The sequence below is a fragment of the Pseudoalteromonas sp. SMS1 genome, from assembly GCF_021530565.1.
Classification (GTDB): domain Bacteria; phylum Pseudomonadota; class Gammaproteobacteria; order Enterobacterales; family Alteromonadaceae; genus Pseudoalteromonas.
Genome location: NZ_JAKGBI010000002.1, coordinates 348,903 through 362,134 on the forward strand (window position 1 = coordinate 348,903; position 13,232 = coordinate 362,134).

Sequence of the window (13,232 nt, forward strand, 5' to 3'; positions counted from 1 at the left end):
TGTACTCTCCACATCAGTGGGTTACAGGTGCTTTATAAAGCAAGGGTGACCGCTTCAACTGTACACTTTACCTTATTTTCTTTCATCTTTAGGCAAGCTTTTGCCGCCTGCTCAGCATTTTCATGAACCGTAAACCCGAGAAGGTAATTATCCTGATGTGTGTCAAACACGTAAAAGGGCTTAGTGGAATATAAATGCGGCGACTTCCTTTTTAATATCCGAATGTATGTTTTTAATATGGACAAAGAATTAAACCGTCCACCACTGGCTATCACCCCTTCACGGTCTTGCAGTTGCGCCACCACCAGATCAACGTCAAGTAACACATCTCCTCTTTCTGATAACGTCACCTCGACTTTCTCTTGTTGTCGAATTCTGTCTTCTGGTCGCGCTTTGACTCGGGCTTCGTAGCTACCCGGGCGAAGGTTGCTAAATACATAGTATCCATCAAATGCCGTTTTGGACTGTGCCACAACCTGATTTCTCTTATCCACTAATTCTATCGTGGTATAGGGTAAAGGCAGAGCATTTCCATCTGGGCGCTTTTTGTATGCAACCCCTTCGATTTCTCCTGAATGGACTACCGGGTACTCCAAGTATGCAATAAAGCCTCGACGTGGCGTCACTGAGCTGCCATCCTGTGCCGGTATGTAAAAAGGGTCCGGCAAAGAGTTGACGTCAAGTAGAATGTCTGTTTTACGCTCCAGAGGCAGATTGCTCAAAAGTGCGATGCCTCTCTCATCCGTTTGCGCCTGTGCGAAGCTTTGAACTGACTTTACCCTAACCCCTTGCAATACTTCGTCTCCTTCGTCAAAAATAGCATTATTGTTATTGTCCAAGAAAACTTTCACCATAATTGAGCCTGTGCTAGCCAACCGTCGGTCTGTCATTAATAAAACGTCACTTTGATCGGCATAACCAAGACTAAACTGACTTGATAGCCCTACTTGCCAAGTGTCGTCTTGTAGATAGCTCACATCCCCAATCAGGCGCAATCTGTCATTTTGCCAACTTAAGCCGACACCAACCTCATAGCCATCATGTAGCAACGACTTTGTATAATCAAATTCCACGTCGAGATCAGACCCAATTGATTGACTCGCCTGCAATTGATAATCAGTGAGCTGTGCTAGTGGTTCAAGCTGATAACCCAGACTCACACGGCCATAGGTTTTCCCGATACGTCCTTGCCAGCGAAAACTACCATGTAGTTCGGAGTCAGACAGGTTAGAGTGTCTGGTGTAGTTAAGTTGGTTGCTCAATGTGCCATAGCGGGTTGTCATTGCCAGCATATTGGTTGCCATAAAGTCCGTCTGCTGCTCAAACTGCTCCCACCTAAATGTATATTGGTAATTTACCCTGACAGATCCATGGCTATATAGCTTACCGGAAGTACGTAAATAGGCCTCCTGAGAGTGTAATTTAGAAGCCTGTTCATGCGTAGGCTGACGCCTTCTATCGTTGACAACCATACTAAGTGAGTGCCCACCCACTTCCGTCCTAGCTTGTATTTGGGCTAACTGGCTCCCCAAATCATCTAGGCTAAAATCTAAGTTTATTAGTCCTCGATCCCACAAATCGAAGCTGAACCCTGTTGCTATTTGGTACTGATTCGTTAACGCTTCCAGTCCAAACCTTAAACCCGAATAAATAGCGATATCATCACTTAACCCATAATCAAATCGCGTCAGTATATTCCACCCTGAGGTCTCTGTTTCAGTGGGATCGGAGTCCAACAGAGTGCTGCCGTTGTCAATCACTGATGCATCAAAGTAATGCTCACCTTTAGCCACTGAGTTTCCGGTAACATAGTATGATCGCACGTCTTGCATTATCTGGCCTTGTGGACCGTACAGCACCACTTCAAACTCATTGCTGCCAAAATACAATTCGATATTATCAAAGTCATATAACCCAGATTGGATGTCTAACTGCTGCCCAATCATCAACCCATTATGATAAAGCTCCGCATCCCAATTAACTTGCACTTCACCGCTGATCCTAACTCGCTGGGTGTCGACCTCTTTGTACAAAGGCCGATCGGTCATTCTGATACCCAGAGCATGAGCAGACTGATAGCTTCTACCAATCTGCGTGCCCAATATATCTCCAACTTCCAGTTGATTTACTGCTAATGGCCCTAGATTTATTGATTCTTGATACCCTCGCCGCGCTTGCAACCGACTTTGTCTAATTAACTGATGCTCATTACCTCGTATGAAGTAATTGGTATTCCATCGAGCGATATCGTGGCTACCTTGCATGGTGTAGTCTGCATGCATGCCACCTTCTGTGGCTTTAAAACCCACCTGAAAATCGAGTAATGGCGCACTCCAAGTTAGATAGGGACTCGCTTGCCATGGTAAAACGGACTGAGGGTGTGCTGACTTAGTAGCAATTGTGCGGTTTTTTCGTGCCAATCGCTGTTCAATTGGTAACGTTTGCTGGCTGTTAACCTGCACCGTGAGATCCTGATAATCAATCACAAAATTAAGTCTAAACCAATGAGCTAACAGATTGGCATCGACAAAAATTTCGCCCTCTAGATTGCGCCATTGTGAATCATTAAAATGTACAGTGCGACCCTTAATAACCGCCTGGTTCGCACTCAAGTTCAACAAAAAAGAGTGTTTTGGCTCAATAAACCAACCAAGGTATTGTGGCGGCGTTGTGCCTCGTTGCGGGGTGATTGCAAAATCCAAACTAGAAAACAAACTTGGCAGCGCTATCTGAATACTGTCGTGTGTTTTAATTGCGAAGACTTCTGCGATATAGTGCTCTTTTACATACAGAGAAAGTAACAACTCTTCGCCTGTTGTGATACGTGAACCACCAATATGCTCAACACCAACATCAATATGCATGGCGCCAGTGGTTGTTTTAGCGGCCACGTGTATGCTCATGCAAAGCACTATCCCCCACACATACAGGGTGCTTAAGTATTGCAACATTACTTCACTTATTGTGACAGGGTGAGTGCAAAAATCCTTTGCGCCAATGTTTTACCTGCGTATTCTTCCTGTCCATCATACGTTACTTTTAGCTGACCGCGACCCGCTATTTTCTTGCCAGATAGTATATTGAGCTCAATATTTGCTTTCGCGACTTCAGGGTAAATTGCAAAATTGTTTGCAACCGACACCCGATGCCATTGCTCCGAGTTATGCGCTTTCCAATAAGCCTGTATTTTGCCAAATGCACTTGCATAACCCTGTCGGCTTATATCCACATGGATTACTTGCTGACCAGCACTATTTAGCTTTAGATGTGCACCGCCAATCGTGACAGTCGGTATAGAGGTTTGCTTTCGGTACATAATTGGAATGCTATAACTCAAAATCATATTGAGATTAATGCCAATGGCTTGGGAGACTCGATGTTGTTCAGTGGGTAATGCTTGAAAAAACAAGTGAGAGCGGTACTCACCATGTGTCATATCTTTTTTGCGTCTGAGTGCCAACTTGACAACTTGCCTTTCTCCAGGCCCGAGGTGAACCTGTTTTGGCGTCATTCGTACCATATGACTCAACTGCCAGGGGCCAACCTCATCAGCCGCTAAATCCCTATAACCTCCAGCTGCCAACGCCTGTTTTTCTTTCCACCCTAACCGATAGGTTTTTTCTTCTTGGCTGTTATTAATCAAGAAAACCTTTGCGGTGCGTTGACGTTCATCAAATACGACCCTTGTAGGTGATATCATTAGGCTAGCTTGGACTAAATTACTGAGTAAACCTGCAACTAAAAGACCAGTAAAAACAAATATTTTTTTCATATATCAATCAGTAATTAACTTCAATATTTGCCCATACCCGATACGTGCCATCTGGGTATTGAGCTGGGCTTGGGGTGATCTCAATAGTGCCGCCAATGTTAAGTTGTGCATTGCCGAGGGTATCGCTGAACACCCTATCTGTATGTTCCAGCTGGATCAGGTTAACCCCTGAAACGGCCAAGTTACTGTGAGACATGTGAGGTGTGATGATACTGGTACTGACAGCAATATTTGTTTGCGCAGGCAATGAAGACAACACAATACTCGCTGCTTGAGCACCAGTGACCAGGTGTACACCGCCATTGGTTGTACTTTGGCCATTGGCTCGCACCTGAACACGACTCACTTGTGCATGGTCAGCGATTAAAATTGTGCCAAAGTCTAACGGTCTTTCAACAATTATACGTGCATAACCCTCAAAGCTCATCGCTGCACTCAGCCCAACTGCGCCAATTAAAAGCACACTTTTTTTGCGGTACTTCTGTGTTAGTGCGGCACTATTCAAGTTCATCTACACCTAGTAGCTCACTTCAATGGTAAAGGTGCCACTGTAGCTGCCATCTAGATAATTAGCGGTACCGCCGGTTGTTGTTTTTAACGTAGCGCCAATGTTAAACAAGGCTTCACCTTTATCATCAACCTGTATTTGATTACCTGTCACATCCTGTTGGCTCAAAGCCCCTGTTTCGATGTAATAAGTAAATGTATCCATAGTGAAGCCTGCGGCATTTGGATTACCTCCTGATAACACAATATTGGTTTCTACCGGATCAGTAATCGTCAATGTGGCAAACGGCACCACACCAGAAATTTTAAATTGCGCTGGCGCTCCCGCTTCGAGAATAGAGATCTCCGCTTTTGTGATGTCTGTTGACGTGACACTCGCGGATTTACCGGTATCTGCGGGAATAATTAGTGTTGCGGTATCTGTGCCCGTTGTATCTGCTTTCGCACGAATGGTACCAAAGAGTAAGTCAGATTGCTTTTCAAGTTCAAAAGCATTTTTAACCGTTACTTTGGCTTCAAATGTTCTTTGCTCACCCGCGTTTGATGCACAAGCTATTAAAGCCAACGTGCTAACAAAGCTGATTTTTCTAAAATTATTTTTCATCGTGTTATCCTTTAAAAATCACTTTGGAAGAACTTGTGATTTAAAAGTACTTCTATTATTAAGCCCAAAAAGAGTATAAGCTCTAAAAAAATATCAAAGTTCCTTTTTTAACAAGCTACAATCTACATACCCTGCATATACAAAATTCAATCTAATTTGATTTATAATTGCCGACAACGTTTGGCGATATTAGCCATTGCTTTGCAAAATACGCTCGCTTCTTGTAAAGAGGCAAACCCAGTTGCTGTAACATAGTAAAGGTGTTGCTGCTCGTCAGGTTCTACAAGCTGGGGGCGCACAGCGCTAAATACCAAATGGTAGTGCTGCCTCACTTTCGTAAGTCGCGCTTCAATGGTGTCAACCTGACGCAAAGCCATGTCACGTTTCATGTGAATACCTAGTACCAAGTCCGGTATTATCACCTCTTTTTCTGCGACATTTTGTTCTCTGGCCAACTGTGTAGCGTGTACTTCACTATACGGTGCTGCATGTCTAATCGTTTCTTGCTCTGGGTTAAGATGAGTTTGAACGTCTGTCACCTGTGCTTCTGCAGACAACAGAGCAAGTAATTGACCCAAGTCTCCTTCCATCTTTGCAAGGCGCTCAATACTGGCTTTATTTTTATCGTAAGAAGCAATCATGCTTTTATGCGCCTGTATTGCTTCTTGCTGAGCTATTTTTTCTTCTAATGAAAGCGTCGAGCTTACACACCCAGACAATCCCAAAAAAATAAACAATAACACCCCATTTTTAGACCACGGTGTGGTAAACATACTGCAAGACCCAAGCTAAGATATTTAACAAGACATACCAGTCTTTATGTAGGCCTTTAGACTGACTAAAAAATGCTTATTTGTCCATAAAAAAGGATAAAAAGCTTACCTTTCGATTAAAAAACAACCTAAAAGTATGTTATTGAGCAAAAAAACAAACTTCTTCTTTGTATTTATAAAGGAACAAAAGGGAATAAAAAAGCAGCACACCAGTCCTGCTTTTATGATTTTTTATACTGAGAAAGGGTATTGGATTGCGTCGTGATGTTGATAGTTTGTAACTTCAAAGTCGTCCAAAGTGACCCACGTTTCTAAATCTTCAAACGTTTTAATATCTGGGTTGATATGTAACTGCGGAGATTCAAATGGCGTACGCTTGAGCTGTACATCACGCATCAACTCTAACTGGTCTTCATAAATGTGCGCATTTACAATTTTGTGGAACGCCTTGCCTGGTTTTAACCCCGTAATTTGTGCCACTAACTTTAACAGAGTAAAAACTTGAATAGCGTTAAAGTTACCACCTAAAGGCACATCTTGACTGCGCTGATAACTGTTAAGATATAACACCCCATCCAAGATTGAAAACTGATGTTGAAACATACATGGGCGTAAACAGCCTAAATGGAAAGAGCCAGGGTGATAGAACGTGATGATTTCGCCTCGATTATCGATTCCCTTTGATAAATCGTTGATCACTTGCTTAACCAAATCAACGCTTCCGCCGTCTGGTTTAGGGTAATTTCTCGCAACAGCACCATACACAAAGCCCATATCGTCTTCACCTTTACGATTAGGGTTATTGAGCCAATCTTGGTTATCATTTGCGTTGGCATTCCATGTGTTACAGCCTAACTTTCTGAATTGTGCTGCGCTGTCATAACCACGCAAATAACCCAATAGTTCTGCAATTGCAGCTTTCCAGTAACTTTTTCTTGTGGTGACCAGTGGAAATTCATTGTTATCAACGTGATAGGTCAGATCAGCGTTGATCACGGTTAGGCATCTTTTACCAGTTCTGGTGTTTTCTACCCATTTGCCTTCATCCACGATACGCTGGCATAAGTCCAAATATTGCTTCATTTATGTAACCCTATCACTTAGCTTAATTCTAATGGGCGATATCATACACTGCCTCCCCGAATGACACCAACATTGTCACCGTGAGTTTCACTTAAGTTCGTTCAACTTTAACGGAAACAAGGTGCGACACACCCTTTTAAAATAAAAAATTCCAAGTTTTTATAATAAACAATTAACTAATTTATATTCAGCTGATAGATTAACCATGGAAAAACAATAATTAGATAAGGAAAGTAATATGAAGTTAGTAATTAAAAAGAACAATCTAAAACGCTTATCGGGCGAGAAAGCCATGAACTCACAACAAACTCAATTGGTGGCTGGTGGTGAGCCTGACCTCTGTCCCACTGTAGGTAATGCAGCCTGTATGGTGGCACAAAATAACAGTGGCTGCTTTACCGCTCGAGAACAAGATTGTCCTGTTGAGTTTTAAACGCTCTCACCGAAGCAATACCAAGAAGGTATTGCTTCAAAATAGAGTTAGCTTTTGGTGCGTAAGGACCTATTAAATCGTTCAATTTCACCGCGTTTAAGTAAACTATAAACGGCAGGCAACACAACCAGTGTTAGCAGCACTGCACTACTCATCCCACCAACCATAGGCGCCGCAATACGACTCATTACTTCAGAACCTGTTCCCGTGCCATAGAGGATAGGGAGTAAGCCGATAATAATCGTTGCAACGGTCATCATTACCGGACGTACACGCAACCCCGCTCCCTGTAATAATGCTTGAGTATAACTCTCCTCTGAGATGGGTGTAGACGTTGACACCGCTTTTGCCTTTAAACCCGCTAGCGCTTGGTTTAGGTACACAAGCATGATCACACCGATTTCAACCGCAACCCCTGCTAACGCAATAAACCCAACGCCCGCAGCCACCGAAAAGTTGAATCCTTCCATATACATTAACCACAATCCCCCAATTAAGGCCATCGGAAGCGTGACAATGATTAGGGCGACTTCGCTCAGAGCTCTGAAGCTCATATATAAAAGAATGACTATGATGGCCAACGTCAAAGGCAACACATATGACAACTTAGCTTGCGCCCTTTGCATATATTCATATTGACCAGCCCATGTTATTGAATATCCGACCGGCAACTCAAGCTCCTGCGCCAAATATGCTCGCGCATTGCTGACATAACTGCCGATGTCGACGCCGTCGATGTCTATAAACGTCCAGCCATTGATACGTGCATTTTCACTTTTGATGCCTGGGGGTCCATTTTCAATATACACACGAGCGATATCCCCCAGTGCGATTCGTTGCCCAGTGGGTGTGATCACTGGTAACCGAGATAGCTGTTCAGGTGAATCACGGTAATCCTGCGGATATCTGACATTGACAGGGTAGCGCTCTTGTCCTTCAATCGTTTGGGTTACATTCATCCCGCCAATAGCGGTAGAAACCACTTGTTGTACGTCTGAAATATTAAGCCCAAACCGGCTTGCTTTGTCACGGGAAATATCAACTTTGATATAGCGCCCCCCAGCTACACGCTCAGAGTAAACTGAAGCGGTGCCTTCAACATTGGGTAAAATCCGCTCAATTTGCTGCCCAATATCTTGAATTATACTCATATCTGGGCCCGCAACTTTAATACCCACCGGCGTTTTAATGCCTGTAGCAAGCATGTCTATACGTGTTTTAATCGGCATAACCCAAGCATTGGTGACACCCGGTAATTTAACCAATTGGTCAAGTTCCGCTTTCAAGCTTTCTGTGGTGACTCCCTCACGCCACTGTGATTGTGGCTTGAGTTGAATGAAGGTTTCAATCATTGTCAGCGGAGCCGGATCGGTGGCGGTTTCTGCCCGACCGACCTTGCCAAACACATTGTCGACCTCTGGCACTGTGCGAATCAATTTATCCGTTTGTTGTAGCAGCTCTCTCGCTTTACCAATTGAGATCCCTGGGTAAGTCGTTGGCATATACATGAGATCACCTTCGTCCAATGGAGGAATAAATTCGCTGCCTATTTTATTGAGTGGATAAAAACCAATCGCAGTGACAACAACAGCAACTAAGACTGTCAGTTTAGGGAATCTCATGACTTGTTTTAGCACAGGTAAATATAGTGCAATCAAAGCCTTATTCAGAGGGTTTTTACCTTGAGGCACGACTTTGCCGCGAATGAAGTAGCCCATTAAAACTGGCACTAGGGTGATAGCTAACCCAGCTGATGCGGCCATCGCATACGTTTTGGTATAAGCCAAAGGCGCAAACATACGGCCCTCTTGTGCTTCCAATATAAACACAGGTAAAAACGATACGGTAATGATCATCAAGCTAAAGAAAAGTGCGGGGCCTACTTCAGAAGCGGCCTTGGCAACAATTTGCCAGCGGTTATCTTCTGTGAGCGGGGTTTTCTCCATATGCTTGTGCATATTTTCAATCATTACTATGGCGCCATCGGTCATGGCACCGATGGCAATCGCTATCCCTCCTAACGACATGATATTGGCGTTAATACCTTGGAAGTGCATAATAATAAAAGACACAAGGATCCCTAAAGGCAGTGTTACCACTGCGACAATGGATGAGCGCAGATGAAACAAAAACACCACGCATACCAACGCAACAACGGCTAACTCTTCAAGTAGCTTGCTCCATAAGTTGTTCACCGCACGCTCAATCAGTTGAGAACGATCATAAACAGGCACAATCTCAACGCCTGCGGGCAGCGATTTCTTTAGTGAAGCTAATTTGGCCTGCACTCCCTTTATCGTTTGCTGCGCATTCTCGCCATACCGCATCACAACGATGCCGCCAACCACTTCGCCCTCTCCATTGAGTTCAGCAATACCACGTCGCATCTGTGGTCCCACTTGTACATTGGCCACATCGCCAATCGTCAGCGGAGTGCCTTTTATATTAATACCCAGTGGTATGGCTTCAATATCTGCAACAGATTTTATATATCCTGTCGCAGCCACCATGTACTCAGCTTCGGCCATTTCAACCACTGACGCACCAGTTTCTCTGTTACCTTTCTTCAAAGCGACTTCAATCAGGCTTAATGGCACATCATAAGCTCTTAATTTATCTGGATTTACTTCAACTTGATATTGTTTAACCATGCCGCCCACAGCTGCAACCTCGGATACCCCAGCAACCGTTTGCAATTCATATTTTAAAAACCAGTCCTGAATACTGCGCAATTGGCTAATATCATGGTTACCCGAACGATCTGTAAGTGCATAGATATAGACCCAACCCACACCTGTCGCATCAGGACCTAATTGCGGCTTTGCGGTGTCAGGTAGGCTTGCTGAGACTTGGCTTAAATACTCTAGTACACGACTGCGTGCCCAGTACAAATCCGTATCATCATCAAAAATAATGTAGACATAAGAGTCGCCAAAAAAAGAAAAACCACGTACCGTTCTGGCGCCTGGAACCGACAGCATGGCTGTCGTAAGCGGAAACGTCACTTGGTCTTGAACCACCTGTGGCGCTTGACCTGGGTAACTAGTCTTAACAATGACTTGTACATCTGACAGATCTGGAATTGCATCAACAGGTGTATTTTTTAACGAATAAACACCGCCCAGTGCAACGATCACAGTCACGAGCAACACAAAAAAGCGATTCATCAGTGACCATCTAATAATAGACTCAATCATACTCTAAACACTCCCTAATGATGACTGTGCTCACGATGCCCGGTGTTATCCACTTGGGGCTGTTCGATATTCGTGATCACTAACTCATCTCGGACTTCGAAGGTAAAAGTGATTGTTTCACCGACATTTAATGTACTCAACTTCACATTCTTAGACACTAAAAAGTCCATTGTGGCCGCATTGCGGTGCCACTTTTCTATTGCATCACGGCTGATATTCAGAATGCGCTGTTCGTCGTTGATTTGATTGACCACCCCATTGACCGTCGCGGTTGGATAAGCGGGTTCAGAAACAATATGGATTTCTGTCACGGTATACCCGCCAGACGCAAGTTCTGTCACCTGAAAGTGAAGAGTTTGACCTGATTTTATCGCCGCGATATCCACATCATCTGCAATATCAAAATCCATGGTCATTGCTGGCCATCCCCAAACTTCGACTGGTGCGTGAGTAATGTTGGCTTTATGATACTGCGCATCAACCTGATTCACCGTCCCCTGCATCCATACCATCTGAGGTTTTTCTGTCACACTCATACGCTTGAAGTCAGAATTTTTGCTCGATTCTGAGTCAATTAAGAATTGCGCTGATGTCACAATTTCGTCGCCTTCACTGAGCCCGCTCAGTACCTCAATGTATTCACTGCTGACGTGCCCTATCGTCACTTCGATAGATTTAAACTGTCCCTCTCCTACGACCAAAACAACCCTATCTTGCTGACCGGTACGAATGACCGCTTCTTTTGGCACAGTGATGACTTGATCTAATGGGTTCGCATGAATAGACACTTGCGCAAACATATTGGGCTTTAATGCTAGATCGCCATTGTCAAATCTCAATCTGGCTCTCAAAGTACGGCTTTTTGCATCTAGACTCGGGTAGACATAATCAACATCACCTTGCCATGTTTTACCCGGCAAGTAATCCAACCGCATCGTGACTGGTAACCCAGCCCGAACCAAGGCAGCGTCTCGCTCAAAGATTTCAACTTCAACCCAAACTTGTTCAAGTTGCCCAATACTCATCATCGTGGTATCGGGTTGAACATAAAACCCTTCACGAATATTTAAGTTTTCAATAACCCCAGACTGCGGAGCGTAGAAGGTCACGGTTTGGCTCACTTCTTTGGTTTTAACCAACTGCGCAATAAATTGGGGCGACATTTTTAGGGCTCTCAAGCGTTTTTGCGCTGCTTTTATCAATTGTTGGTCAGTCTGCTTCAAAGCGACCAGCACTTCCTTTTGCGCATTCACTAACTCTGGAGAATACAGCTCGTATAAAGGCTGACCTTGAACGACTTTTTCCCCCATTGATTTGATATACAACTTATCAATCCAGCCATCTACACGTGGATGAATATGTACGAGCTTATCTTCGTCATACATCACATACCCCACAGTGTCTATTTGTGTATGGATCCGCTTCGCTTCAACCAACGCCGTTCTAACTCCCAAGTTATGCACGATATGAGGAGCGATTTTGACAGTTCCAGGACCAAGGTCATCAGTCGCTTGCTCTTCGTACACTGGTATTAGGTCCATGCCCATCGGAGACTTTCCAGGCTTATCACGGCGATAATTAGCATCCATGGGTGCCACCCAATATAGCGGTTTTTTCTCAGCAGTCTTTGCACTGTCACCTGTTGGCACACCTGCATTGTGTGAGACCAATAGGCCAACAGCCCCGCCTCCGATTAATACCCCCACTAATACCGCCACGAGGTTTTTTCTTATCGACAACATTGAAGCGCTCCTATGTTGTTCTGATTAGGTGTGAGCACCGCCTGGCTCAAGCCAGCATGAGTACTAGCATCAAGGTGAAATGATTGCTGGCCACTGTCTTGCTGCACTGTTCGCCTTATTGATAAATCGCGCATTAGAATTGCTCCTCATAGCTTTTTACCTCAGCATATATCTGTGCACTGCCGTCATTCATAAGCACCAGTACTTGGTATGGGTGAAAATGCTCGCCGAATTCCATGCCCACAGATCCCAAAGGCATCGCAGGAACAGTCAACCCTATTGCACCTTCCATTGGTGCTGACACAAACTGTTGTATAAATTTTGCAGGGATATGACCTTCAAATACATATCCATGCTCACTGACGCCAGTGTGGCAAGACTGGTATCTTGGCAAAATACTCAAACGCTTTTTAGTTTCACTTAAGTCACTTAAATCAAACGCGGTGTAATCTATGCCTTGTTTGTCGAGGTGTGCTAACCATTTACTACAACAACCACAGGAGGGGGTTTTATAGACTTTCAAGTGCGTAGATACGGTACTTTGTTGTGCCACTGTATAAAAAGGAAACATAACAAAATAAGCTAACGCCACTAACGGCAACACTAATTTTAAATATCGCATTCTGGATCTCTTACAATTTTTTGTTGGATCACCTGCATCACGGATAACAACAGCAAACTCTGCTGCGGGTTTAACGAAATCAGACTGTGATACAGATTACTTAATAATCAAAAGCCCAAATTTTGGGCGCAATTGTGCTGTACTAAGCCAGAATGGGGGGTTTGTAAACGAAACTGATTGTACCTTGTGGTACACCAGTTAAGCTTGAGAAAGGCTTGTCTGTGAGAGGCATATAATTGTATAGCTCACCGACAGAGCTAGTAAAAAGTGAGAATGGGGCACACATAGTCGTCGGGCAAGTGCACTCCGTTTCGCAACACTCCATCGCGCTTGCATTGTGCATATGCTCAGAGTGTAACATTGTATGCTGGTGGTCCATACGCTCAGTGCTCATGTCCATTGGCATCTGCGTTGACGCCATCGTGTGTGAACATACCATCGCAGCCTTGGCCACTGGTTGCACGATAAACATAACCACTACAACTGCAATCAACAATAG

Annotated in this window: 11 protein-coding genes; 1 reads left to right on the top strand and 10 read right to left on the bottom strand. The window is 44.1% G+C overall.

Translation table 11 applies throughout. The features are described from left to right. Nucleotides 1–32 precede the first annotated feature (32 nt). The 6 genes from L1286_RS03410 to L1286_RS03435 form a co-directional block, all read right to left on the bottom strand. Nucleotides 33–2,903, bottom strand: a complete 2,871-nt coding sequence (locus L1286_RS03410) for a SpaA isopeptide-forming pilin-related protein (protein WP_235405512.1) — start codon at nt 2,901–2,903, stop codon at nt 33–35. 56 nt (nt 2,904–2,959) lie between these two features. After that, complete coding sequence (locus L1286_RS03415; protein ID WP_235405513.1) at nt 2,960–3,772, bottom strand: fimbrial biogenesis chaperone; 813 nt, start codon at nt 3,770–3,772, stop codon at nt 2,960–2,962. A 7-nt stretch (nt 3,773–3,779) separates the two neighbouring features. Next, complete coding sequence (locus L1286_RS03420) at nt 3,780–4,283, bottom strand: DUF4402 domain-containing protein (RefSeq protein ID WP_235405514.1); 504 nt, start codon at nt 4,281–4,283, stop codon at nt 3,780–3,782. Nucleotides 4,284–4,289: 6 nt separating this feature from the next. Then, nucleotides 4,290–4,883 carry a DUF4402 domain-containing protein gene (locus L1286_RS03425; RefSeq protein WP_235405515.1) on the bottom strand — a complete coding sequence of 198 codons (594 nt, stop codon included), beginning with the start codon at nt 4,881–4,883 and terminating at the stop codon, nt 4,290–4,292. 161 nt (nt 4,884–5,044) lie between these two features. Beyond that, nucleotides 5,045–5,656 (bottom strand): hypothetical protein, encoded by a 612-nt coding sequence (locus tag L1286_RS03430; protein ID WP_235405516.1) that lies wholly within the window; start codon nt 5,654–5,656, stop codon nt 5,045–5,047. 231 nt (nt 5,657–5,887) lie between these two features. Then, on the bottom strand, nt 5,888–6,739 hold the full coding sequence (locus L1286_RS03435; RefSeq protein WP_235405517.1) for a thymidylate synthase: 852 nt from the start codon (nt 6,737–6,739) through the stop codon (nt 5,888–5,890). Nucleotides 6,740–6,977: 238 nt separating this feature from the next. Between L1286_RS03435 and L1286_RS03440 the strand changes: the two genes are divergently transcribed. Continuing rightward, entirely contained in the window at nt 6,978–7,172 is a 195-nt protein-coding gene (locus L1286_RS03440) for a hypothetical protein (protein WP_235405518.1), read from the top strand. Between the two features lie 47 nt (nt 7,173–7,219). On the opposite strand, the gene L1286_RS03445 is transcribed toward L1286_RS03440, so the two are convergent. From L1286_RS03445 to L1286_RS03460, 4 genes are all read right to left on the bottom strand, one after another. Continuing rightward, nucleotides 7,220–10,369, bottom strand: coding sequence for an efflux RND transporter permease subunit (locus L1286_RS03445; RefSeq protein WP_235405519.1), 3,150 nt, complete (start codon nt 10,367–10,369; stop codon nt 7,220–7,222). 14 nt (nt 10,370–10,383) lie between these two features. Then, nucleotides 10,384–12,111 (bottom strand): efflux RND transporter periplasmic adaptor subunit, encoded by a 1,728-nt coding sequence (locus tag L1286_RS03450; RefSeq protein ID WP_235405520.1) that lies wholly within the window; start codon nt 12,109–12,111, stop codon nt 10,384–10,386. Nucleotides 12,112–12,244: 133 nt separating this feature from the next. Next, nucleotides 12,245–12,733, bottom strand: coding sequence for a DUF411 domain-containing protein (locus tag L1286_RS03455; RefSeq protein ID WP_235405521.1), 489 nt, complete (start codon nt 12,731–12,733; stop codon nt 12,245–12,247). A 142-nt stretch (nt 12,734–12,875) separates the two neighbouring features. Further along, nucleotides 12,876–13,205, bottom strand: coding sequence for a hypothetical protein (locus tag L1286_RS03460; RefSeq protein ID WP_235405522.1), 330 nt, complete (start codon nt 13,203–13,205; stop codon nt 12,876–12,878). Nucleotides 13,206–13,232 lie beyond the last annotated feature (27 nt).